This window comes from Xanthomonas bonasiae, from assembly GCF_017163705.1.
In the GTDB taxonomy this organism is placed as follows: Bacteria; Pseudomonadota; Gammaproteobacteria; order Xanthomonadales; family Xanthomonadaceae; genus Xanthomonas_A; species Xanthomonas_A bonasiae.
The window spans coordinates 377,636-401,911 of record NZ_JAFIWB010000002.1 but is presented as its reverse complement, the minus strand read 5'-3'; the positions used below and the strand labels follow the sequence as shown (position 1 = coordinate 401,911).

The window sequence follows — 24,276 nt, the reverse complement described above, 5'->3', positions numbered from 1 at the left end:
AAGTATAGAATGGATGCCCTATCCCGTCAGGAAGGGTTCCCATGTTTCGGCGCCAGTGTGTCCCGTATGCCATTTGCCTATTACCTCTTGTCCTAGCGGCATGCGGCGACAAACATGCCGCCGATCCGCGCACGGAAGCGCCGCTGGTCAGAGTCGGGGCCGTGCAGGGCGGCGCCGACGCACCGCGGTCGTTCACCGGAGTCGTCGCGGCTCGAATCCAAAGCGATCTGGCGTTTCGCGTGCCGGGCAAGGTGCTCGAGCGCCTGGTCGATACCGGGCAGACTGTCAAACGCGGCCAGGCGCTCATGCGCATGGACCCGATCGACCTGGGCCTGCAGGCACAGGCGCAGCAGGAAACGGTCGCCGCAACCCGGGCGCGCGCCACACAGACCGCCGACGAGGCGGCGCGCTATCGCGACCTGGTTGCCGAAGGGGCCGTCTCGGCGTCCGCCTACGATCAGGTCAAGGCCGCCGCCGACACGGCGCGGGCGCAACTCAAGGCGGCCGATGCGCAAGCCGGCGTTGCCAGGAACGCGTCGGGCTACGCCGTCCTGCTCGCCGACGCCGATGGCGTGATCGTGGACACGCTGGCCGAGCCGGGGCAAGTGGTCGGCGCCGGGCAGCCGGTCATGCGCCTGGCGCATGCGGGCCAGCGCGAAGCCATCGTGCAACTGCCCGAGACGCTGCGGCCGGCTGCGGGTTCGCTGGCGCATGCCAGGCTGTACGGCGATCGCCAGACCGCGATGCCGGCGACCTTGCGGCAGCTGTCCGATGCGGCTGACCGGCTGACCCGCACCTACGAAGCCAGGTACGTGCTCGACGGCGCGTTGGCCCGCGCCCCGCTGGGCGCCACCGTCACCGTCGAGATCCCGACCGGCACGGACGCCGCCGCTTCGCTGCAAGTCCCGATCGGCGCCGTGTTCGATCCGGGCAAGGGCCCGGGCGTGTGGGCCGTCGAGGGCAAGCCTGCCAAGGCTGTCTGGCGCTCGGTCCAGGTGCTTGGCTTGACCGACGAGGTAGCGCAGGTGAAGGGCAATCTCGAGGCTGGCGACCAGGTGGTGTCGCTGGGCGCACATCTGCTTCGCGAAGGCCAGCTGGTCAGGCCGATCGGCCAGGGCCAGGCGCTGGCCGGCGGAGCGCGTCCATGAGCGAGGGACGTTTCAATCTGTCGGCGCTGGCGGTGCGCGAGCGTTCGATCACGCTGTTCCTGATCTTCCTGATCTCCGTCGCCGGTGTTCTCGCGTTCTTCCAGCTCGGACGCGCGGAAGATCCGCCGTTCACGATCAAGCAGATGACGGTGGTCACCGCCTGGCCGGGCGCGACCGCGCAGGAGATGCAGGATCAGGTCGCCGAACCGCTGGAAAAACGCCTGCAGGAACTGCGCTGGTACGACCGCGCGGAAACCTATACGCGCCCCGGCCTGGCCTTCACCATGATTTCGCTGCTCGACAGCACCCCGCCTGCGCAGGTGCAGGAGGAGTTCTATCAGGCCCGCAAGAAACTCGGCGACGAGGCCAGGAAACTGCCGGCCGGCGTCATCGGCCCGATGCTCAACGACGAGTACGCGGACGTGACCTTCGCGCTGTTCGCGCTCAAGGCCAAGGGCGAACCGCAACGGCTGCTGGTGCGCGACGCCGAGACGCTGCGCCAGCAATTGCTGCACGTTCCAGGCGTGAAGAAGGTCAACATCATCGGCGAGCAGCCCGAGCGCATCTTCGTCTCCTTCTCCCACGACCGCCTGGCCACGCTGGGCGTCGCGCCGCAGGACATCTTCGCCGCGCTCAACAGCCAGAATGTGCTGACCCCCGCCGGCTCCATCGAGACCAAGGGACCGCAGGTGTTCCTGCGCGTCGATGGTGCATTCGACAGCCTGGAGAAGATCCGGCAGACCCCGATCGTCGCGCAGGGACGGACGCTGAAGCTGTCGGATGTGGCGACCGTGGAACGTGGCTACGAGGATCCCGCCACCTTCCTGGTCCGCAACAACGGCGAACCGGCGCTGCTGCTGGGCGTGGTGATGCGCGACGACTGGAACGGCCTGGATCTGGGCAAGGCGCTGGAGGCGGAAGTGACCAAGGTCAACGCCGGGCTGCCGCTGGGCATGACGCTGAGCAAGGTGACCGACCAGGCCGTCAACATCGGTTCGGCGGTCGACGAGTTCATGGTCAAGTTCTTCGTCGCCCTGCTGGTGGTGATGGTGGTGTGCTTCGTCAGCATGGGCTGGCGTGTCGGCCTCGTGGTCGCGGCGGCGGTGCCGCTGACGCTGGCGGCGGTGTTCGTGGTCATGGCCGCGAGCGGCAAGAACTTCGACCGCATCACGCTCGGCTCGCTGATCCTGGCGCTGGGCCTGCTGGTGGACGACGCCATCATCGCCATCGAAATGATGGTGGTGAAAATGGAGGAAGGCTACAGCCGCGTCGCCGCCTCGGCCTATGCGTGGAGCCATACGGCGGCGCCCATGCTGTCCGGCACGCTGGTCACGGCCGTGGGCTTCATGCCCAACGGATTCGCGCGCTCCACGGCCGGCGAATACACCAGCAACATGTTCTGGATCGTCGGCATCGCCCTGATCGCGTCCTGGGTCGTCGCGGTGGTGTTCACTCCCTACCTGGGCGTGAAGCTGCTGCCGGACATCAAGAAGATCGAAGGCGGCCACGCAGCCATCTACGACACCCGCCACTACAACCGCTTCCGGCAAGTGCTCGGGCGCGTCATCGCGCGCAAATGGCTGGTCGCCGGCACGGTGGCCGGGCTGTTCGCGCTGTCCATCGTCGGCATGGGCGTGGTCAACAAGCAGTTCTTCCCGACCTCCGACCGGCCCGAGGTGCTGGTCGAGGTGCAGATGCCCTACGGCACCTCGATCGAGCAGACCAGTGCGGCGACGGCGAAGGTCGAAGCCTGGCTGGCGAAACAGAAGGAAGCGCGGATCGTGACGTCCTACATCGGCCAGGGCGCGCCACGGTTCTTCCTGGCGATGTCGCCCGAACTGCCCGATCCGTCGTTCGCCAAGATCGTGGTGCTCGCCGGCGACGACAAGGAACGCGAAGCGCTCAAGTTCAGGCTGCGCCGGGCGGTGGCCGACGGCTTGGCGCCGGAGGCGCAGGTGCGCGCCACCCAGATCGTGTTCGGCCCGCCTTCGCCGTTTCCGGTGGCGTATCGCGTCATGGGTCCCGACCCGGACGTGCTGCGCAAGATCGCAGGCGACGTCGCCGATGTCATGCATGCCAGTCCGATGATGCGCACGGTCAACACGGATTGGGGACCGCGCGTCCCCACGCTGCGCTTCACCCTCGACCAGGACCGGCTCCAGGCCGTCGGGCTGACCTCCAGCGCCGTGGCCTCGCAGCTGCAGTTCCTGTTGAGCGGCGTGCCCCTGACCGAGGTGCGCGAGGACATCCGTTCGGTGCAGGTGCTGGGACGCGCAGCCGGCGAGATCCGTTTCGATCCTGCGAAGATCGCCGGCTTCACGCTGGTCGGAGCGGCGGGACAGCGCATTCCGCTGTCCCAGGCCGGCACCGTCGATGTGCGCATGGAGGATCCCATCCTGCGCCGCCGCGATCGCACGCCGACCATCACGGTCCGCGGCGACATCGCCGAAGGCCTGCAGCCCCCGGACGTTTCCACCGCCATCCTGGCCCAGCTGCAGCCGATCATCGGCGCGCTTCCGCCCGGCTACCGGATCGAACAGGCGGGCTCGATCGAGGAGGCCGGCAAGGCCACCAAGGCGATGCTGCCGCTGTTCCCGATCATGGTCGCGCTCACCCTGCTCATCATCATCCTGCAGGTGCGCTCGATCGCGGCCATGGTCATGGTGTTCGCCACCAGTCCGCTCGGCCTGATCGGCGTCGCGCCGACGCTGCTCGTGTTCCAGCAGCCCTTCGGCATCAATGCCCTGGTCGGCCTGATCGCGCTGTCGGGCATCCTGATGCGCAACACGCTGATCCTGATCGGGCAGATCCACCACAACGAACGCGAAGGGCTAAGCCCGTTCGACGCGGTCGTCGAAGCCACCGTGCAGCGGGCGCGGCCGGTGATCCTGACCGCCCTGGCCGCGATCCTGGCGTTCATCCCGCTGACCCACTCGGTGTTCTGGGGCACCCTCGCCTACACGCTGATCGGCGGCACCTTCGCCGGGACGATCCTGACCCTGGTGTTCCTGCCGGCGATGTATTCCATCTGGTTCCGGATCAGGCCGGGACCTTCGCGCTGATCAAGGCTTCACGAACCGATAGGCGAAGCGATGCCGCAGCCGCTCGAAGACGGCTCGATTGAAGCGGGCCGCAGTCGCGCCCCTGGCCTGGATCAGCGCGGTATGGAGATCGGGGTAGAACAGGTGCAGCCACAGCACATCCGCTGGCTGCATGGTCTCCGGCATCGCCACGAGATCCGCCGAGACGACTTCGACGTTGTCTCGGCCTGGCTCCTTGGCAAGTGTACGTTGCGCTACCCGCCCTGGAGCGGATCGCGGGGCAACCGGATCGACCGCGGACGCTGCTGGCGCCGCGTCAAAAATGATCCAGCCTCCGCTGCTTGTCGCCAGCGCTACCGCCGCCCTGCCCTGCTGACCGGCGATCGGGTCGCGGCTTTTGTATCGACAAATGTCGGCCACGCACCCGGTCAGGACCGCCGCTTGGCACGGTCATATATTATGGTCATCATATAAGCAGCAAAGACGATGCGCCCCGCAGACGTCAATCTTGCTGAAGCCGTCCGCGCCCCTGCGCCGGCCCACATTGGAGAGATGCCAATGAATCTCGTCGACGAAATTGCCCCCGGCCTTTCCGGGCTTGAGACCCTGCAGGCGCTGATCGCTGCCGGAGGCCGACCGCCGATCGGCGATTCGCTGGACTTCACTTTCGTCGAAGCCGGCGATGGATGGGCGGTCTTCTCAGGCACGCCCGGCGTGCACGCCTACAACCCGATCGGCACGGTCCATGGCGGCTATGCCGCGACGCTGCTCGATTCGGCGTGCGGATGCGCCGTGCATTCCAAGTTGTCGGCGGACCAGGCCTACACCACCTTGGAACTGAAGGTTTCGTACCTGCGCCCGATCACCGCCGACACCGGCCCGCTCCGCGCGGAAGGCCGCGTCCTATCCGTCGGCCGCCGTGCCGCCTTTGCCGAGGCGACACTGAAGGACGCCAACGCGCGCATCTATGCCAGCGCGACCTCGACCCTGCTGGTGATGGAGCGCCCGCAACGGCAGCGCTCCTGACCCGAAGAACACAGCAACCGCAAAGTTCGTCCGGGTACGCCGGAAGATCCGCAGTCGTCTCGCGGCTTCAGAGCCTCGATCGCGGCATCCGGCTGCATTTGCGCGTCGCCTGCAAAAGTACCGGAAATACGATCTTGAGTGAGTCTTGGCGGGAAATGACCGTCTTCAGACACTCATGTCGAGGAAACCGTCAAGAGCTCACCTCTCCTGACGGCACTTCCGATTTTGCGGCGGGTCAATATGGGCGAGGTCCGTCGCGCAGGTCGGATACGCCCGGATCGGCAAAAATCACTCCCACTCGATCGTCGCCGGCGGCTTGCCGGAGATGTCGTAGACCACGCGCGAGACGCCGCGCAGTTCGTTGATGATGCGGTTGGACACGGTGCCGAGGAAGTCGTACGGCAGGTGCGCCCAGTGCGCGGTCATGAAGTCGATGGTCTCCACCGCGCGCAGCGCGATCACCCATTCGTAGGCGCGCGCGTCGCCGACCACGCCCACCGACTTGACCGGCAGGAACACCGCGAACGCCTGGCTGGTGGTGTCGTACAGGTCGGCCTTGCGCAGCTCTTCGATGAAGATCGCATCGGCCTTGGCCAGCAGCTCGGCGTACTCGCGCTTCACTTCGCCGAGGATGCGCACGCCCAGCCCGGGACCCGGGAACGGATGGCGGTAGACCATGCTGCGCGGCAGGCCGAGTTCCACGCCCAGGCGCCGCACCTCGTCCTTGAACAGTTCGCGCAGCGGCTCGACCAGGCCCAGCTTCATGTGCTCGGGCAGGCCGCCGACATTGTGGTGGCTCTTGATCACGTGCGCCTTGCCGGTCTTGCTGCCGGCCGACTCGATCACGTCCGGATAGATCGTGCCCTGCGCCAGCCACTTGGCGTTGGCCAGCTTGTTCGACTCCTCGTCGAAGATCTCCACGAACAGGTTGCCGATGATCTTGCGCTTGGCTTCCGGGTCGCTGACGCCGGCCAACGCGCTGAAGTAGCGCTCGGCCGCGTTGACCCGGATCACCTTGACGCCCATGTGCTCTGCGAACATCGCCATCACCTGGTCGCCCTCCTGCCAGCGCAGCAGGCCGGTGTCGACGAACACGCAGGTCAGCTTGTCGCCGATCGCCTTGTGCAGCAGTGCGGCGACCACCGACGAATCGACGCCGCCGGACAGGCCCAGGATCACTTCGTCGTCGCCGACCTGGGCGCGCACGCGCGCGATCTGGTCGTCGATGATGTTGGCCGCGGTCCACAGGGTCTCGCAGCCGCAGACGTCGACCACGAAGCGGCGCAACAGGGTCTGGCCCTGCAGCGTGTGGGTGACTTCCGGATGGAACTGCACGCCGTACCAGCGCTTGGCGGCGTTGGCCATCGCCGCGACCGGAATGCGGTCGGTGACGGCGGTGACGGTGAAGCCCGGCGGCACCTTGGAGACGTGGTCGCCGTGGCTCATCCACACGTTCAAACGCGCGGCGCCGGGATGGTCGCTGAGGCCGGAGAACAGCGCGTCGGGCGCGACCACCTCCACTTCCGCATGGCCGAACTCGCGCTGGTCGGCGGCCTCGGTGGCGCCACCCAGCTGCGCGGCCAGGGTCTGCATGCCGTAGCAGATGCCGAACACCGGCAGGCCGCTGTCGAACACTTCCTGCGGCGCGACCGGCGCGCCCGGCAGCGTGGTCGATTCGGGGCCGCCGGACAGGATGATGCCCTTGGCGCCGAAGCCGGCGATCTCCGCCGGATCGTGGTCCCAGGCCCAGATCTCGCAGTAGACCCCCAGTTCGCGGATACGGCGCGCGATCAGCTGCGTGTACTGCGCGCCGAAATCGAGGATGAGGATCTTGTCGCTGTGGATGTTGGTCATTGGGGCCGGGATTGGGGATGCGGGATTGGGGATTCGCAACAGCGGGATGGCGGCGATGTGCACTGCCGGTGGAGACGCGGCGGGCTACTACGAATCCCCAATCCCGAATCCCCAATCCCGCGCATGGGCATCAGCCCATGCGGTAGTTCGGCGGTTCCTTGGTGATCTGCACGTCGTGCACGTGGCTCTCGCGCTGGCCGGCACCGGTGATGGTGACGAACTTCGGCTTGGTGCGCATTTCTTCGATCGTCGCGCAGCCCACGTAGCCCATCGTGGCGCGCAGGCCGCCGATCAGCTGGTGGATGATGCCGCTGAGCGGGCCGCGGTACGGCACGCGGCCTTCGATGCCTTCCGGCACCAGCTTGTCGGCGTCGGAGGCGTCCTGGAAGTAACGGTCCTTGCTGCCCTTCTCCATCGCGCCCAGGCTGCCCATGCCGCGGTAGCTCTTGTAGCTGCGGCCCTGGAACAGCTCGACCTCGCCCGGGGCTTCCTCGGTGCCGGCGAACAGGCCGCCGACCATCACCGTGGAGGCGCCGGCGACCAGCGCCTTGCCGATGTCGCCGGAATAGCGGATGCCGCCGTCGGCGATCAGCGGGATGCGGTCCTGCAGCGCCTCGGCGACCATGTCCACCGCGGTGATCTGCGGTACGCCGACACCGGCGACCACGCGCGTGGTGCAGATCGAGCCGGGACCCACGCCGACCTTGACCGCGTCGGCGCCGGCGTCCATCAGCGCCAGCGCGGCATCGCCGGTGACGATGTTGCCGCCGATCACCTGCAGCTGCGGATAGGTCTTCTTGACCCAGGCCACGCGGTCGATCACGCCCTGCGAGTGGCCGTGCGCGGTATCGACGATGACCACGTCCACGCCCGCCGCGGCCAGCAGTTCGATGCGCTGCTCGGTGTCGCCGCCGACGCCGACCGCCGCACCGACCAGCAGGCGCGTGGCCGCGTCCTTGGCGGCGTTGGGGTTGTCGGTCTTCTTCTGGATGTCCTTGACCGTGATCAGGCCGCGCAGCTCGAAGCTGTCGTTGACCACCAGGATCTTCTCGATGCGGTTGCGATGCAGCAGCTGCAGCACTTCCTCGTCGCTGGCGCCTTCGCGCACGGTGATCAGCCGATCCTTCTTGGTCATGATGTGGCGGACCGGATCGTCGAGCTTCTTCTCGAAGCGCATGTCGCGGCTGGTGACGATGCCGACCAGCTCGCTGCCGTCGACCACCGGCACGCCGGAGATGTTGCGCGCGCGGGTCAGTTTCAGCACTTCGCCGATGGTCGTTTCCGGACCGACGGTGAACGGCTCGGTGATCACCCCGGCTTCGAACTTCTTGACCTTGGCCACTTCGGCAGCTTGCTGCGCCGGGGTCAGGTTCTTGTGGATGATGCCGATGCCGCCGAGCTGGGCCATGGCCACCGCGAGGCGGTGTTCGGTCACCGTGTCCATCGCCGCCGACAGGATCGGCAATTTCAGGCGCAGGTCGCGGGTCAGCCGGGTTTCCAGGCTGACGTCCTTCGGCAGGACGATCGAATGGGCGGGGACGAGCGAAACGTCGTCGTACGTTAAAGCTTCAGCCTGGATGCGCAGCATCGGCGGACCCGAATGTGGGGAAGCGCGGCATTTTAACGCATTTGGGGCCGGGATTGGAGATTTGGGATTCGGGATTCGCAACGGCGAAGCCCTCCGCAGCCGGCCGTTTGCATGTTTGCCTGAACGCCAACAGCCGGCCGATCTCGGATGTAACAGCGATCGACCGATGCACGCGCTTTGCCGTTGCCTTTAACGAATCCCGAATCCCGAATCCCGAATCCCGGCCGCATCAGCGGCCTCGATCGTGTTCTGCATCAGCGTGGCCACGGTCATCGGCCCGACTCCACCCGGCACCGGGGTGATCCAGCTGGCGCGTTGCGCGGCCGCGTCGAAGCCGACGTCGCCGACCAGGCGGCCGTCGTCGAGGCGGTTGATGCCGACGTCGATCACCACCGCGCCGGGCTTGACCCATTCGCCGGGGATCAGGCCGGGACGGCCCACCGCCACCACCAGGATGTCGGCATCGCGCACGCGCGCCTGCAGCACGTCCGGCGGGGTGAACTTGTGGCAGCAGCTGACCGTGCAGCCGGCGATCAGCAGTTCCAGCGCCATCGGCCGGCCGACGTGGTTGCTGACCCCGACGATGGTGGCGTTGCGGCCGCGCACCGGCTGGTCGGTATGCCCGAGCAGGGTGACAATGCCGCGCGGGGTGCACGGGCGCAGGCCGAATTCGCGCAGCGCCAGGTGGCCGACGTTCTCCGGATGGAAACCGTCCACGTCCTTGCGCGGATCGATGCGGTGGATCAGCCGGCTGGCGTCGGGAATGCCCGGCAGCGGCAGCTGCACCAGGATGCCGTGCACCTTGGGGTCGGCATTGAGGCGGTCGATCAGCGCCAGCAGGTCGGCTTCGCCGGTACCGGCCGGCAGGTCGTAGTCGAACGCCTCGATGCCGACCTTTTCCGCCGCGCGGCGCTTGTTGCGCACGTACACCGTGGACGCCGGATCGCCGCCGACCAGCACCACCGCCAGGCCCGGCCGCGGCTGTCCGGCCGCCAGCCGCGCATCGACCCGCAGCTTGAGCTGGTCGAGCAGTTCGTCGGCGATGCGCCGCCCGTCGAGGATGCGGGCCGGAACGGAGGAGACGGGCGCGGAATCGGTCATCGAGGCGAGCGGGTGTAGAGTCTGGGGACCCCTATTGTCCCCGATTCCGCCATGACCGACACCACCCGCATCGAGGCCGCCGCGTTCCGGCGGCTGCTGCAGCACCTCAACCAGGACCGCAGCGACGTACAGAACATCGATCTGATGATCCTGGCCGGCTTCTGCCGCAACTGCCTGGCCGACTGGTACCGCGAGGCGGCCGCCGCCGAAGGCGAGACGCTGAGCAAGGATCAGGCGCGCGAACGCGTCTACGGCATGCCGTTCGCCGACTGGAAGGCGCAGTTCCAGGCCGAGGCCACGCCGGAACAACTGGCGGCCTTCGCCGACGCGCAGCGCCGGCACGGATAGATGCTGCGCCACCTGGGCATCGTCGCGGCGATCGCGGTCGTCGCCTACCTGGTGGTCTGCGCCCTGCTCTACCTGGGCCAGCGCGAGCTGCTGTATTTCCCGCAGGCGACCCGGGTGGCCGCGGCGCAGACGGATTTCGTCCTGCAGCGCAGCCCGGTGCTGCGCCTGCGCGGCTGGCGGGTCAATCCCGGCCGCGACAAGGTGTTGCTGTACTTCGGCGGCAACGCCGAGGACCTGCGCCAGGCGCGCGCGCAGCTGGCGCCGCTGCTGCCCGACTACAGCGTGTACCTGCTGGCCTACCGCGGCTACGGCGCCAGCGACGGCACGCCGAACGAGGCGGCGCTGATCGGCGACGCGCTGGCGCTGTACGACCACGTGCACGCCGCGCAGCCGCAGGCCGAGATCGCGGTGCTCGGACGCAGCCTGGGCAGCGGCGTCGCCAGCCAGCTGGCGGCGCGGCGGCCGCTGGCGCGGCTGGTGCTGGTCACCCCGTTCGACAGCCTGGCCTCGGCCGCGCAGGCGCATTACCCGTGGGCGCCGGTGCGCTGGCTGCTGCGCGACCGCTACGACTCGGCCAGCGCGCTGCGCGCCTACCGCGGGCCGTTGCTGGTGCTGCGCGCCGGCCGCGACCAGGTGGTGCCGGCGTCGAGCACGCAGCGGCTGCTCGATTCCCTGGCGCAGACACCCAGCGTGGTCGCGATGCCGCGCGCCGGACACGACGACATCAGCGCCGATCCGCGTTATGCGCAGGCGTTGCGCGCATTTCTGCGCTGAGGCGTTTCAGCTCGGACATTCGCAGTCCGCAGCCACTGCAGGAGCGGCTTCAGCCGCGACCGGGCATCACCGGTAACGCCCGGTCGCGGCTGAAGCCGCTCCTACAGGGCGGCGGTGCCTTAGTCGTTGCGGCGCTCGTCCACCGCCTCCGCCGCCGGCACCGCTTCGGGATTGAGCGTGCGGCTCTCGCGCCGCGGCGGAGTGAACGGGGTCGGCTTGGGCACCGCCGGGGCGATGTTGCCGTACATCAGGCCGCTGCCGGCGCGCACGTCGCCTGCGGCGATCTCCAGTTCCAGGCGCTCGGCGTCGCGGCGGCGGATCTCGCGGGCGATGCTCGCGGCCTCGTCCTCTGCCATGCCCAGTTCGATCAGCGCGGCCTGGCCGAATTCCACCGCCGACTCGAAGGTCTCGCGGATCTGGTAGTCCACGCCGGCGGCGATCAGCTTCAGCGAATGCTCGCGGTCGTAGGAGCGCACCAGCAGCTTGGCGTGCGGGAATTCCTGCGTGGCCAGTTCGACGATGCGGTTGGCCGCCTCGCGGTTGTCGATGCACACCGCGATGGCGCGCACGCTGTGCGCGCCGGAGGCATGCAGCACGTCCAGGCGGGTGCCGTCGCCGTAGTAGATCTTGAAGCCGAACTCGGCCGCGCTCTGGATCATCTCGATGTCGTTGTCGATGATGGTCACGTCCACGTCGCGCGCCAGCAGCGACTGGCTGGCGACCTGGCCGAAGCGGCCGAAGCCGATGATCAGCACGCTGCCGGTGAGCCCGTCGGCCGCCTCCACGCCGTCCAGCGACGGCGCTTCCACCGGCGCCCAGCGCCGGTACAGCAGCACGAACAGCGGGGTCAGCGCCATCGACAGCACCACGATTGCGGTCAGGTTGGCGTTGACCTGCGCATCGATGACCCCAGCCACGCCCGCCGCGGCGAACAGCACGAACGCGAACTCGCCGCCCTGCGCCATCAGCACGCCGCGGTCCAGCGCCTGCGCGTGGCCGCTGCCGGTGAGCCGCGCGACCAGGTAGATGCACGCGGCCTTGGCCACCATGAACGCGAGCACGCCGCTGAGGATCAGCGTCCAGTTCGCCGCCACCACCGCCAGGTTCAGGGCCATGCCCACGCCGAGGAAGAACAGCCCCAGCAGGATGCCGCGGAACGGCTCGATGTCGGCCTCGATCTGGTGGCGGAAGGTGGATTCGGACAGCAGCACCCCGGCCAGGAACGCGCCCATCGCCATCGACAGCCCACCGAGCTGCATCAGCAATGCCGCACCCAGGACCACCAGCAGCGCAGCGGCGGTCATCACTTCGCGCGCCTTGGCCGCGGCCAGCAACCGGAACAGCGGATTCAGCAGCCAACGCCCGGCCACCAGCAGGCCGACGATCGCCGCCGCGCCGATGCCGATGCCGATCCAGCGCGAGGGCGCATCGGCGGCGACCGGCACCGGCGCCATCCATGCCACCACGGCCAGCAACGGCACGATCAGCAGGTCTTCGAACAACAGGATCGCGACGATCTTCTGCCCCGCCGGCAAGGCGATGTCGCCGCGCTCGCCGAGCAATTGCATCACCACCGCGGTGGAGGTGAGCACGAAACCGGACGCGGCGATGAACGCCACCGGCAAGGACAGCCCCAGCGCCAGCCCCACCCCGGTCAGCACCGTCGCGCACACCACGATCTGCGCCGTGCCCAGGCCGAAGATCTGCTTGCGCAGGCTCCACAGGTGCGAGGGCCGCATTTCCAGCCCGATCACGAACAGGAACATCACCACGCCCAGTTCGGCCACGTGCAGGATCGCCTGCGGATCGGCGAACCAGCCGAATCCGAACGGCCCGATCGCCAGGCCCGCGGCCAGATAGCCGAGCACCGAGCCCAGGCCCAGGCGGCGGAACACCGGTACCGCCACCACCGCGGCGCCGAGCAACGCCACCACCTTGATCAATTCACTGCTGTCGGCTGCACTGGTCATGCGCCGATTCTACCCACAAGGCCGGGGCGACCCCATGCACCGGTGTGCGGCATGGCGACGAAGCACGACGGCGCAGGCATGCAATGCCGTAGCGCGTTACGCATCACGCATGGAGAGACGCCGCGCCGTCAAAGACGGCAGCGATCGCCCTTTCCTTCTCCCGCCGGGACCACGGCCCCCTTCTCGGGGGAAGATGCCCCAAAGGGGCGGATGAGGGCACGGACGAAGCCTTGCGATCAAACGGCGCGAGGGCTTCGCTCCGTACCCTCACCCCAACCCCTCTCCCGGGGGGAGAGGGACTTACTCCGCGCCACAGAACTTCGCGTAGTCGATATAGCCGGGAAACGCGAGCCCGGGCACGCATACCGGGCACTGCGGATCGGCGGCCAGGCGGGTTTCGCGGAAGCGCATCGCCAGCGCGTCGAAGTACAGCAGGCGTCCGCGCAGCGGCTCGCCGATCTCCAGCAGCAGCTTCAGCACCTCGTTGGCCTGCAGCAGGCCGACGATGCCGGGCAGCACGCCGAGCACGCCGGCCTCGGCGCAACTGGGCGCGAACTCCGGCGGCGGCGGCTCCGGGAACAGGCAGCGGTAACACGGTGCCTGCCCGCGCCGGCGGCCGGCGTCGAACACGCTGACCTGGCCCTCGAAGCGCTGCACCGCGCCGTACACCAGCGGCTTGCCCAGCTTCACGCAGGCGTCGTTGAGCAGGTAGCGGGCAGGGAAATTGTCCGAACCGTCGAGCACCACGTCCACGTCCTGCAACAGGCGTTCGACATTGGCCGAAGTCACCCGTTCGCGTACCGGCTCGACCTGCACGCCCGGATTCAGCGCGGCCAGCGCCGCGGCCGCCGACGCCACCTTGGGCTGCCCGACCCGCGCTTCGGTATGCAGGATCTGCCGCTGCAGGTTGCTGCGATCGACCACATCGTCGTCGGCGATGCGCAGCTGGCCGACCCCGGCCGCGGCCAGGTAGAAGCCGGCCGGCGAACCCAGCCCGCCGGCGCCGACCAACAGCACGCGCGCCGCCTGCAGCCGCCGCTGGCCGTCGATGCCGACTTCGGGCAGGCGCAGGTGGCGCGAATAGCGCTCGAAGAAATCCTGCTGCTCCGGCGCCAGCGCCGGCCGCTGCAGCGGCAATCCGTCGCGCTGCCAGCGCGTGGTGCCGCCCAGCACCGACGCGACCGCGGCATAACCGGCCTGCTGCAGGAACAGCGCAGCCTCGTGCGAACGCTTGCCGCTCTGGCAGATCAGGATCGTCTCGGCGTCGGCCGCGCCGACATGCGTGGCCGGGTCGTCCTGCAACTGCGCGCGGGCCACGCCGAGCGCGCCCTCGGCCATGCCGGCGGCGCGTTCGTGTTCCTCGCGCACATCGATCAGTCGCGCGCCCTGGGCCACACGCTCGCGGGCTTGCTGCGGGGTCAGTTCTCGAATGCTCATGCGCGCATTATCGGCGCAAACTTGCAGCGCGTCCTTCGCGCGGGGAGCGGTGTCCGGTTCCCGAGTCGGCAGCGTCGGATCCGGCATCTTCGACGCATCGCCGACGCCTGCATCCGGCAGAGGGAACGCCATTCAAGCATGGTCGCGGCGGTGGCCAGGACGGTGGATCGGCGCATCGAGGAAATACTCCCCGGACCAACGCCAGTGATTGGCTGGCCACACACTCCCCGGAGACGAGTTCGCGATCGCCACGCAGTCCTGAGCGCTCGCCGGTTGCCGCGCGCATCGCGCGACGTGACGGGCGCCAGTGCGGAACGCAGGCCGGCTTCCGGCGATCGAGAACACCTTGACCTGCGGCGGCGGCGGCCGACGGCGGCGCGTGCAACCAGCCCGCAACCTGAGTCGAGCTGCTCCAGCCGTGCGGCCTGTGCGTCCCGACCCGCATGAACGTTCGCGCGACCTGTGTACGGACGCGCCCGCGACACTCAGTACGCGAACACCTCGACCACGTCGCCGGCATCGAAACGGCGCGCACCCTCGTCCAGCCGCAGCAGCACGTCGCTGTCGGCGGCGCCGCGCAGGCGGTGCGAGCCGTCGGCCGGGTTCGGCTCCACCCACAGCTGTCCGTACGCGTCGCAGCGCATGCGCCCGCGCAGGAACTCCAGGCGCTCGTGGCGCTTGTCCCAACCCGAGGCCAGCCGCGCGCGCCATTGCGGGCGCGGCTCGGCGCGCTGCTGCAGCGCGTCCAGCAGCGGCCGCCCGATCGCCATGAACGTGGCCAGCACCGACACGGGATTGCCGGGCAGGCCCAGGAACAGGGCGCGGTCCAGCTCGCCGAACAGCAGCGGCATGCCCGGGCGCATGCGCACCTTCCAGAAATGGATGCGACCGCGCTCGTCCAGCAGCCGCGGCAGGTAGTCCTTCTCGCCGGCGGAGACGCCGCCGCAGGTCAGCACCACGTCGAACGCCGAGGCCGCATCGGTCAGCATGCTTTCGATCCGCTGCGGATCGTCCGGCAGCGTCGGCCACGCGGTCGGCTCCAGGCCGAGCAGGCGCAGTTGCGCCATCAGCATGTCGCGGTTGCTATTGTAGATCTGCCCCGGCTTGAGCGGCATGCCCGGCTCGACCAGTTCGTCGCCGGTGGCGAACACCGCCACGGTCGGTCGCGCCGCCACGGCCACCTGCGCCACGCCGAGCGCGGCGGCCAGGCCGATCCGCGACGGCGTCAACGCCAGGCCCGCTTCGAGCACGCGCTCGCCGGCGCGCACGTCCTCGCCGCGCGCACGCACGTGCGCGCCGGCGACCGGCGCGGCCGGCACCTGCACCTGGCCGTCGCGCTCGACCACGTTTTCCTTGATCACCACCGTATCGGCGCCCGCCGGCAGCGGCGCGCCGGTGGTGACGCGCAGGCATTCGCCGGCACCGATCGCCTGGCGCAAGTCCTCGCCGGCGAACTGCTCGCCGGCCAGGCGCAACACGGTCGGCGCATCCGGATGCAGGTCGGCATGGCGCAGCGCGAAGCCGTCCATCGCGCTGTTGGCGAACGGCGGCAGGTCGATCGGCGCGTCCAGCGGTTCGAGCAGGATGCGGCCATCGGCGCGCGGCAGCGCCAGGCGTTCGGCCGGCAACGGACGCGACTGGGCGACGGCGGCGACGATGGCCAGCGCCTCGGAATAGGCAATACGGGAGGGATAGTCGTTCATGGCGCCGGCAGGATACCCGCTGCGCGCAGGTCCTGCGGCGTGTTGAGGTTGCCGAAGGTCTCCCCGGGCACGCGTGCGCGGACCATCGCCAACTGCTGCTGCAAGGCGCGCGGCGCGTAGCGACCGGCATCCAGCGCCGAAGCCAACGCAGGCCGCAGCGCGGCGACGCGGTACAGCGCCACCAGCGGCTGCACGCCGTCGTCGTCCTCGGCACAGGCGCCATCCGCATCGCCACTGGCGTCGATCAACCTGTCCAGCAGCGCAGGCGGAAGCCGGCACAGGTCCACCGGCAAGGTCAGCAGCCACGGCGTGGCGCAGGCCGCGGCCAGCGCGTCCAGGCCGGCGATCGGCCCCAGCGAGCACTCGGCGCCAGGCGGCGCGGCGATCCGGTCGGGCAGCGCGTGCAGTCCGGCGGCGGCGTAGCGCGGCAGATCGCGGTTGGCGCTGACCAGCACCGCCGCGACCGCCGGCGCCAAGGCCTGCGCCAGGCGCTGCACCAGCGCTTGCCCGTCGCGTTGCAGCCAGGCCTTGTCGCAACCGCCCAGGCGTTGCGCGCGGCCGCCGGCGAGGATGCCCAGCGTGACCTCGCGCCGCGCGTCCATCGGCTACTTGCCGCGGACGTGTTTCATCAAGCGCCGCTTCTTGGCGATCTGGCGCTCGGTCAGCACGTTCTTCTTGCCTTCGTACGGATTGGCGCCTTCGCGGAACATGAAGCGCACCGGCGTGCCGACCAGCTTGAAGCGCTTGCGGAAGAAATTCTCCAGGTAGCGCTTGTACGACTCCGGCAGCACTTTCAGGCGCGTGCCGTGGACGATGAAGGTCGGCGGATTGCTGCCGCCCGGATGCACGTAGCGCAACTTGGAGACATGGCCGCGGATGCTCGGCGGCGGATTGGTCTCGTAGGCCACTTCCAGCGCCTGGTTGACTTCGCTGGTGCTGAATTCGCGGATCGCCGAGGCATGCGCGCTGTGGATCGCGCGGAACAGCTCGCGCAGGCCGGAGCCGTGCTTGGCCGAGATCCGCACCGCTTCGGCCCAGGGCACGAAGCCGAGCTTGCGCGACAGCAGCGCCTCGGCCTGTTCGCGCTGGTAGTCGGTCAGCCCGTCCCACTTGTTGACCGCCACCACCAGCGCGCGGCCGGCGTCCAGGATCGCGCCGAGCACGCTGGCGTCCTGGTCGGTGACGCCTTCGGTGGCGTCGAGCAGCAGCACCGCGACCTCGCATTGCTCGATCGCCTGCAGCGTCTTGAACACGCTGAATTTCTCCACCGCCTCCTCGACCCGGCCGCGACGGCGCAGGCCGGCGGTGTCGATCAGCCGGTACAGGCGGTCGTCGCGCTGCAGGTCGACCGCGATCGAATCGCGGGTGGTGCCCGGCACTTCGGACGCGATCATCCGCTCCTCGCCGAGCAGCCGGTTGACCAGCGTCGACTTGCCGACGTTGGGGCGACCGACGAAGGCGATGCGCATGCGCTTGGGATCGGTGTCAAGCGTCTCGCCGGCGCCCTCTTCCGGCAAGCGCGACAGCACTTCCTCGAGCAGGTCGTCGATGCCGTGGCGATGCGCCGCGGACACCGCGATCGCCTCGCCCAGGCCATAGCGCGCGAACTCGGCGCGGACCTGGTCCTCGTCGGTGCCGTCGATCTTGTTGATCAGCAGCAGCGTCGGCCGCGCCAGCTTGCGCAGCCAGGCCAGGATCTCGTCGTCGAGCGAGGAGGATCCCTCGCGGCCATCGACCACGAACAGCACCAGATCGGCTTCGCCGGCAGCGGAGCGCGCCTGGTCTGCGGTCGCCCCGGCCAGGCCTTCTTCCTCGCCGGAAATGCCGCCGGTGTCGACGATCACGAACGGGGTGTCCGGCTCCAGCCGGCAGACGCCGTAGTTGCGATCGCGGGTGACGCCGGGCTGGTCGTGGACCAGCGCGTCGCGGCTGCGCGTGAGCGCATTGAATAGCGTGGACTTGCCGACATTCGGCCGTCCAACCAGGGCGACCAGCGGCAGCATCGCGAATTCCCTTCCTTTATTGACCCAACCGGAACGCGGTCAGGTCGCCTTTCGTGTTCTGGACCAGCAGGATGCCATCGGCTACCACCGGCTGCGCTACCAGCGCCTTGCGTCCCACCCGCTCGCGTGCGGCGATCTCGCCGTTGTCGAGCTTCAACCAATGCAGATACCCCTTGTAGTCGCCGACCACGGCGTAGTCGCCCTGGATCGCCACGCCGGTCAGCGAACGCCGCGCCAGCGCCGGCTGCGACCAGGTCGCCGAACCGGAAGCCTTGTCCAACGCCCACACCGAACCGGCATTGTCGGCCACCACCACGCTGCTGGAATTGACCGCGACACCGCCGGCACCGCCGTGATCGCGGGTCCACAGCGGACGCCCGCTCGGGCCTTCCAGCGCCACGGTCTGGTTCTTGAAGCTGGTCGCGTACAGGGTGGTGCCGTCGAGCACCGGCGCGCCGTCCACGTCGGCCATGCGCTCCAGTTCGGTGCGGCCTTCCGGCACGCCGATGGTCTGCTCCCACAGCACGCGCCCGTCCTGCATCGCCAGCGCCGCCAGCGTGCCGTCGTCGTTGCCGATGAACAGCACGCCCGGGCCGGACACCACCGGCGCGTTGCCGCGCACGGTCAGGGTCGGCAGTTCCTGCACATGGAACCAGCGCTGCTGCCCGGTGCCCGCATCGAACGCGGTGACGTGGCCGTCGTTGCTGCGCACGAACACCATGTTCTGCGAGACCACCGGCGCGGCGATCACTTCGTTGGGCACCTTGGCGCGCCACTTCTCGGTGCCGCTGGCGGCGTCGAGCGCGATCACTTCGCCATTCAGGCCGCCGACCACGACCAGGCCCTCGCCCACGCCAGGACCACCGGCGAAGCGCGGCAGCGGACGGTTCTTCTCCAGCCGCTTGCGCTCCTTGGCCTGCTGCTTCTCGTTGCGCAGGCGCTGCTTGTAGGCCGCACGCTCGTCCTTGGACAGGCCCTTGCTGGACTCGCCCTCGACCTGGCTCTCCGGCTGCTGCTCCTGCACCTGCGACAGGCGCTCCTTGCGCGCCTTCTTGGCGTCGTATTCCCACAGCGTCTTGCCGGTCTGCAGGTCCAGCGCGTAGACCGAACCGGAAGCCGCGGCCAGGTACACCTTGCCGTCGGCCACGGCCGGATGCTGGCGCACGCCGATCCGCTTCTCGCCCTTGCCGGCGTCGGTGGACCACAGCTTGACGATCTTCACCGACGGCTTGAAATCGACCAGCTCGGCCGGCTCGGCGGCCTTCTTGGCGGCCGCGTCCTTGCCTGCGAACCAGCCCTTGACCGTGCTGCAACCGGACAGCGCCAGACCCAGCAGCGCGATGGTCGCGATGCGCTTGAACATGACTACCTTCATCAGATCGGCTCCGCAGGATTCGGCACGGTGCCGCCCGCATCCATCAACTTCGTTTCCAGCAGTCGCCGTTGCGGCGCCGCCACGTCCAGGGTGGTCAACGACTTGGCGTACGCCTCGCGTGCCGCATCGCGCTTGCCCTGCGCGATCAGCGCATCGCCACGGATCTCCAGGCTCTGGTTGTCGTCGGCCGCGGCCAGCAACTTCAGCGCTTCGTCGCTCTTGCCGGTCTGGATCAGCAACCGCGCCACGCGCTGGTCGATGAGCAGCTTCAGCTCGCCCTCGGCCTTGAGGCCGCGCAGCGTGGCCAGGGCCTGGTCGTACTTGTCGTCATCGGCTTGCGCCTTGGCCAGGCGCAGCGCGGCCAGCTCGGCATAGATGTTGGCCGGGCCCTGCTGCAGCGCCGCCATATCCTTGCTGGCCTTGTCCAGTTGCTTGGCCTGGATGCTCTTGAGCACGGCGTCGTAGTGGGAATTGGCCTGCGCCAGGTCGTTGGAATGCTGCTTGGTCCACCACTGCCAGCCAATGATCGCGCCGATGCCCAGGGCAATGCCGCCGATCAGGCCGGCGCCGTTTTTCCTGAGCCAAGTGCGGACGCGTTCGCTTTGTTCGTGCTCGTCGAGCAGGTCGTCGATCGCCATGCGTACTCTCGCCCCGCCGCAACGACGGGACATGGAATGTTGAGATTGAGGAACCGCGCCGCCGTCACTCGGACGCTGGCACCACGGAACCGTCAGAGGATACCGCAAAGCGGGCCACGTTCGCGCGCTTGTACGGAGTCAGATCCACGGTACTACCGGATTGCTGAACCTGGACCGCCGACGCATTGCCGAGCACGATGCGGCCCACTTGACCCGGCGCGTAGTCGCGCTTTTCGCCGGCTTTCAGCAGCGCCTTTTCCAGCGGCGTGCCGTCCGGGGCGATGATCTGGACCCAGCTGTCGCCCTGGAACGACAGGCTCAGGCCGGGCTTTTCCGCCTCGCTGGAGGCGCGCGGCAGCGGCGTCAGCGAGGCGATGTACGGCGCCGCAGGCGGCGCGGGGCGATTGCCGGACGCGGCGGTGGGCGCCGGGTTGCCGCCGGTGCCCGCCGTCGCGGTCGGCGCCGCGTCGCCCGGCGCCGCCGGCACCACGTCCAGCGACGCGGTGCTCGGGCCGTCGTCGGCGAAATGGGTGCGGGTCGCGTACCAGACCGGCACCGCCAGTCCGGCGGTGATCACCACGTACACCATGCGCCGGGTCGCGCTCTCGAGCATGCGCCGCAGCGGCGGGGTATGCGTATGGCTGATCAGCTCCACCGGCTGCACCGGCGCGATCTGCGCGCTGGCCAGCAGCGGCTCCAGGTCCACCCCGAGCAGGCGCGCGTAGCTGCGCAGCTGACCGCGCACGAACACCGGCGCGCCGAGGCGCTGCCACTGCTCCGCTTCCAGCGCACCGATCACGTGCACCGGCATGCGCAAACGGCTACCGACCTCGTCGATGCTCAGGCCCGCCGCTTCGCGCGCTTCGCGGAGCTGTTGCCCGCAACCTTTGGCGCCGTCGAAAGCGTTCGGATTGGAATCACTGATCACAATGCACTAGCCCCGGGAGTCGTGGTCGCGGCATCGGGAAACTCCTTGCGCAACCGCTGTTGGTAACGGCCGGCAGCAGCCATGTCGCCCAGCCCTTGTTCAATCTGAATAGCAAGTTGTAACACGGATACAGTGGCCGGCGCAGCCGCCAGACGCCGTTCCGAGAAGGCCCGCGCCTCGAAAAAGCGCGCCTGCGCCGCTTCGTCGCGCGCCATCGCTTCCAGCGCGTAGGCATTGCCCGGCTCCAGCGCCAGCGCCTTGCGCAGGTCGCGTTCGCCGCGCTCGCGCTGGCCGATCTGCAACGCGCAACCGCCGGCATTGGCCAGGGCCGACGCCGGCGTGGCGTAGCCGGGCGCCTGCAGAGCACGATCGAACCACTGCAGCGCCTCGGCCGCGGCACCGTTCGCGCACAGCCAGGCGCCGTAGTTGTTCAAGGCCTCGCCGCGGTTCGGCGCCAGTTCGGCGGCCTTGCGGTAATGCTCGCCGGCAGTGGCGGTATCGCCGCGGCGGCCGGCAGCCACCGCCAGCAGCGTGTGCGCCTGCACCGAATCCGGGGCCAGCGCCAGCGCCTTGCGCGCATGCTCCTCGGCGCCGGCCAGATCGCCGCCGCTGAGCCGGTTGCCGGCCAGGCCGAGTTGTTCCTGCAACGCGTAGCGCGCCTTGACCTCGCCGCTATCGCGGAAATCGTAGTCCGGCGCCACCTGCTCGACGTTGCGCAGCTTGCCGGACTTGGTGCCGTGCCCGGCACACGCCGACAACGCCAGCAGCGCCGCGGCCAACGCAACGATGGCCAGAGGATGCTTAGGCCGCCGCATCCCGGTCCGCCTGGGTCTGCAACTGGCGCTGGAAGTCGGCCTGGCGCCGGGTGCGGTCCAGCACCTGCCCCTTGAGCTGGCCGCAGGCGGCATCGATGTCGTCGCCGCGGGTGCGCCGCACCATGGTCAGCACCTGCGCATCGAGCAGGATCTTCTGGAACGCGCGGATTTCCGTCTCGCCGGAACGCTCGTAGCGCGTGCCCGGGAACGGATTGAACGGGATCAGGTTGACCTTGCCCGCGTTCGAGGCCTGCACCGCGTTGTCGAACTGGCGCATCAGCCGCGCCAGTTGCCGCGCATGTTCGGGCTGGTCGTTGATGCCCTTCATCAGCGTGTATTCGAAGGTGACCGATTCGCGGCGCTTGTTGGCGCGCAGATAGCGCGCGCACGCGGCCATCAGCTCGGCGACCGGGTATTTCTTGTTCAGCGGCACCAGCGTCTCGCGCAGCGCGTCGTCGGCCGCATGCAGCGAGACCGCCAGCGACACGTCGCTCTCGGTGGACAGGCGATCGATCATCGGCACCAGGCCGGAGGTCGACAACGTGACCCGCTTGTTGGCCAGGCCATAGCCCAGGTCGTCGCGCATCACGCTCATCGCGCGCACGACGTTGTCGAAATTCATCAGCGGCTCGCCCATGCCCATCATCACCACGTTGGTGAGACGGCGCTGCTGGTGCGGCACGTTGCCCAGATGCCGCGCCGCGACCCACACCTGGCCGACGATCTCGGCGGTGGACAGGTTGCGGTTGAAGCCCTGGGTGGCGGTCGAGCAGAACGTGCAGTTCAACCCGCAGCCGACCTGGGAGGACACGCACAGCGTGCCGCGGCCCTTGTCCGGGATATACACGGCCTCGATCGCGTTCTTGCCGTCGGTGCCCATGGCCAGCAGCCACTTGTGGGTGCCGTCGGCGGAAGGCTTGTCGAACACGATGTTGGGGACGACGACCTCGGCATGCTGCTGCAGCTTGGCGCGCAGCGCCTTGCCGAGGTCGGTCATCTGGTCGAAGTCGGTGACGTAGCGATGGTGGATCCACTTCATCACCTGGTGGGCGCGGTAGCGCGCTTCGCCGAGCGTGTCGGCGAAGAAACGCTCCAGGCCCTCGCGATCGAGGTCGAGCAGATTCTGCTTGGTCGCGCCGCCGGTCCGGATCGGATCGGCGAGCGCCAACGGAGTGTGGACGACCTCGTTCACGATGACCTCTTAGCGCGAAACCACTTCGGTGGCGGCGAAGAAATACGCCACTTCGTTGGCGGCGTTCTCGACCGAGTCGGAACCGTGCGCGGCGTTGGCGTCGATCGAGTCGGCGAAATCGGCGCGGATCGTGCCCGGCGCGGCGTCCTTCGGGTTGGTAGCGCCGAGCAGGTCGCGGTGCGCGGCCACGGCGTTCTCGCCTTCCAGCGCCTGGATCATCACCGGGCCGGAGATCATGAACTCGACCAGCGCGTTGAAGAACGGACGCTCGCGGTGCACGGCGTAGAAGCCCTCGGCCTCGCGGCGCGACAGCTGCTTGTACTTGGCGGCCACGACCTTCAGGCCGGCCTTCTCGAAACGGGAATAGATCTCGCCGATGACGTTCTTGGCGACGGCATCGGGCTTGATGATGGACAGGGTGCGCTCCAGCGCCATGGGAATTTCTCCGTTGGGCGGGCCACTAGACTTGATGGCCCGAGGTTAGCATGAAAAAAACCCGCGTCAAAACGCGGGCTTAGCCAGAATTGCGATGGACAATTCTATCCAATCGCAGCGGGCTTTGCACGGCCGCCGGCTGAATCATGCTGCATCGCAACATGACGCGGCCGGATGCCAGGCCTAGACTCAAACAATCGTTTGATTGATTCCGGCGGCCGCATGGCAAAGCAAGCGCACTTCTCCACCAAGGACCGCATCCTCAGCGCGGCCGAGGAACTGTTCGCCCAGCACGGCTTTTCCGGCACTTCGCTGCGCCAGGTCACCAGCCAGGCCGACGTCAACATCGCCGCGGTGAACTACCACTTCGGCTCCAAGGAAAACCTGGTCAACGAGGTGTTCCGGCGGCGCATGGACGAGATGACCGCCGCGCGCCTGGCGCAGCTGGAAGCCGCGCAACGGCAGCATCCCGGCCAGCTCGGCCCGGTGCTGGCGGCGTTCGTGGAGCCGGCGCTGGCGATGGCCCAGGACCGCCAGAGCGGCGGCGCCTTCGTGCGCGTGATCGCCCGCGCCTACGCCGAGAAGAACGACAGCCTGCGCCAGTTCCTGTCCGACCACTACGGCCACGTGCTGCGCGAGTTCGGCAAGGCCATCGCCGTCTGCGTGCCCGAACTGAGCAAGGAAGAACTGTACTGGCGCCTGGACTTCCTGGCCGGCGCCCTGACCTATGCCATGGCCGACTTCGGCCTGATCAAGCGCCCCGCCGGCGTCAGCGAAGGCGCGCATCGCGCCCACGCCGCGCGCGAACTCATCCGTTTCGCCGAGGCGGGCTTCCTGGCCCGCTCCGCGCCGTAATTTCGCAAGAACCGTTCTGTCCACATCCCGCAATCGTTGACCCAC

21 protein-coding genes are annotated in these 24,276 nt (G+C 68.7%); 6 read left to right on the top strand and 15 right to left on the bottom strand.

Annotation, left to right across the window (positions count from 1 at the left end; all coding sequences use genetic code 11):
* Positions 1-41: 41 nt before the first annotated feature.
* Positions 42-1,148, top strand: a complete 1,107-nt coding sequence (locus tag JR064_RS04435; protein WP_206228921.1) for an efflux RND transporter periplasmic adaptor subunit — start codon at positions 42-44, stop codon at positions 1,146-1,148.
* Positions 1,145-4,210, top strand: a complete 3,066-nt coding sequence (locus JR064_RS04430) for an efflux RND transporter permease subunit (protein WP_206228920.1) — start codon at positions 1,145-1,147, stop codon at positions 4,208-4,210. Before JR064_RS04435 ends, JR064_RS04430 begins: the two co-directional genes overlap by 4 nt.
* Here the strand turns inward: JR064_RS04430 and JR064_RS23010 are convergent, their stop codons facing one another.
* Complete coding sequence (locus tag JR064_RS23010) at positions 4,211-4,609, bottom strand: hypothetical protein (RefSeq protein ID WP_241092844.1); 399 nt, start codon at positions 4,607-4,609, stop codon at positions 4,211-4,213. It lies immediately after the preceding gene.
* A gap of 138 nt (positions 4,610-4,747) precedes the next feature.
* On the opposite strand from JR064_RS23010, the gene JR064_RS04420 reads away from it, so the two are divergent.
* A complete protein-coding gene (locus JR064_RS04420) occupies positions 4,748-5,215 on the top strand; it encodes a PaaI family thioesterase (RefSeq protein ID WP_179564907.1) in 468 nt (155 codons plus the stop codon).
* Between the two features lie 288 nt (positions 5,216-5,503).
* Here the strand turns inward: JR064_RS04420 and guaA are convergent, their stop codons facing one another.
* The 3 genes from guaA to folD all read right to left on the bottom strand — a co-directional run bounded on the left by guaA (position 5,504) and on the right by folD (position 9,758).
* Positions 5,504-7,069, bottom strand: coding sequence for a glutamine-hydrolyzing GMP synthase (gene guaA, locus JR064_RS04415; protein ID WP_206228919.1), 1,566 nt, complete (start codon positions 7,067-7,069; stop codon positions 5,504-5,506).
* Between the two features lie 130 nt (positions 7,070-7,199).
* Positions 7,200-8,657 (bottom strand): IMP dehydrogenase, encoded by a 1,458-nt coding sequence (guaB, locus tag JR064_RS04410; protein WP_179564911.1) that lies wholly within the window; start codon positions 8,655-8,657, stop codon positions 7,200-7,202.
* A gap of 189 nt (positions 8,658-8,846) precedes the next feature.
* Positions 8,847-9,758 carry a bifunctional methylenetetrahydrofolate dehydrogenase/methenyltetrahydrofolate cyclohydrolase FolD gene (gene folD, locus JR064_RS04405; RefSeq protein ID WP_206228918.1) on the bottom strand — a complete coding sequence of 304 codons (912 nt, stop codon included), beginning with the start codon at positions 9,756-9,758 and terminating at the stop codon, positions 8,847-8,849.
* A gap of 51 nt (positions 9,759-9,809) precedes the next feature.
* Between folD and JR064_RS04400 the strand changes: the two genes are divergently transcribed.
* Complete coding sequence (locus tag JR064_RS04400) at positions 9,810-10,106, top strand: DUF1244 domain-containing protein (protein ID WP_179564915.1); 297 nt, start codon at positions 9,810-9,812, stop codon at positions 10,104-10,106.
* Positions 10,107-10,880, top strand: a complete 774-nt coding sequence (locus JR064_RS04395; protein WP_206228917.1) for an alpha/beta hydrolase — start codon at positions 10,107-10,109, stop codon at positions 10,878-10,880.
* 119 nt (positions 10,881-10,999) lie between these two features.
* Here the strand turns inward: JR064_RS04395 and JR064_RS04390 are convergent, their stop codons facing one another.
* From JR064_RS04390 to ndk, 11 genes are all read right to left on the bottom strand, one after another.
* On the bottom strand, positions 11,000-12,850 hold the full coding sequence (locus JR064_RS04390) for a monovalent cation:proton antiporter-2 (CPA2) family protein (RefSeq protein ID WP_206228916.1): 1,851 nt from the start codon (positions 12,848-12,850) through the stop codon (positions 11,000-11,002).
* 300 nt (positions 12,851-13,150) lie between these two features.
* Positions 13,151-14,419, bottom strand: a complete 1,269-nt coding sequence (gene moeB, locus JR064_RS04385) for a molybdopterin-synthase adenylyltransferase MoeB (RefSeq protein ID WP_425510268.1) — start codon at positions 14,417-14,419, stop codon at positions 13,151-13,153.
* A gap of 353 nt (positions 14,420-14,772) precedes the next feature.
* Complete coding sequence (locus tag JR064_RS04380; RefSeq protein ID WP_206228914.1) at positions 14,773-15,990, bottom strand: molybdopterin molybdotransferase MoeA; 1,218 nt, start codon at positions 15,988-15,990, stop codon at positions 14,773-14,775.
* Positions 15,987-16,592: a molybdenum cofactor guanylyltransferase gene (mobA, locus tag JR064_RS04375; protein ID WP_206228913.1), complete on the bottom strand. Its 606-nt coding sequence runs from the start codon at positions 16,590-16,592 to the stop codon at positions 15,987-15,989. Before mobA ends, JR064_RS04380 begins: the two co-directional genes overlap by 4 nt.
* A gap of 3 nt (positions 16,593-16,595) precedes the next feature.
* The gene (gene der, locus JR064_RS04370) at positions 16,596-17,993 is read right to left on the bottom strand and encodes a ribosome biogenesis GTPase Der (RefSeq protein ID WP_179564927.1); all 1,398 of its coding nucleotides are present in this window, start codon (positions 17,991-17,993) and stop codon (positions 16,596-16,598) included.
* Positions 17,994-18,009: 16 nt separating this feature from the next.
* Positions 18,010-19,368 (bottom strand): outer membrane protein assembly factor BamB, encoded by a 1,359-nt coding sequence (bamB, locus tag JR064_RS04365; RefSeq protein ID WP_369916561.1) that lies wholly within the window; start codon positions 19,366-19,368, stop codon positions 18,010-18,012.
* Complete coding sequence (locus JR064_RS04360) at positions 19,368-20,006, bottom strand: YfgM family protein (protein WP_179564929.1); 639 nt, start codon at positions 20,004-20,006, stop codon at positions 19,368-19,370. The genes bamB and JR064_RS04360 overlap by 1 nt, the downstream gene beginning before the upstream one ends.
* A 64-nt stretch (positions 20,007-20,070) precedes the next feature.
* Positions 20,071-20,934: a helix-turn-helix domain-containing protein gene (locus JR064_RS04355; RefSeq protein WP_179564931.1), complete on the bottom strand. Its 864-nt coding sequence runs from the start codon at positions 20,932-20,934 to the stop codon at positions 20,071-20,073.
* Positions 20,931-21,713 (bottom strand): type IV pilus biogenesis/stability protein PilW, encoded by a 783-nt coding sequence (gene pilW / locus JR064_RS04350; RefSeq protein ID WP_206228952.1) that lies wholly within the window; start codon positions 21,711-21,713, stop codon positions 20,931-20,933. The genes JR064_RS04355 and pilW overlap by 4 nt, the downstream gene beginning before the upstream one ends.
* Before the next feature lie 22 nt (positions 21,714-21,735).
* Positions 21,736-22,941, bottom strand: coding sequence for a dual-specificity RNA methyltransferase RlmN (gene rlmN / locus JR064_RS04345; protein WP_369916558.1), 1,206 nt, complete (start codon positions 22,939-22,941; stop codon positions 21,736-21,738).
* Between the two features lie 9 nt (positions 22,942-22,950).
* Entirely contained in the window at positions 22,951-23,376 is a 426-nt protein-coding gene (gene ndk / locus JR064_RS04340; protein ID WP_002812972.1) for a nucleoside-diphosphate kinase, read from the bottom strand.
* 222 nt (positions 23,377-23,598) lie between these two features.
* Here ndk and JR064_RS04335 point away from each other — a divergent pair, with 222 nt between their 5' ends.
* Positions 23,599-24,231 carry a TetR/AcrR family transcriptional regulator gene (locus tag JR064_RS04335; RefSeq protein ID WP_179564933.1) on the top strand — a complete coding sequence of 211 codons (633 nt, stop codon included), beginning with the start codon at positions 23,599-23,601 and terminating at the stop codon, positions 24,229-24,231.
* Positions 24,232-24,276 lie beyond the last annotated feature (45 nt).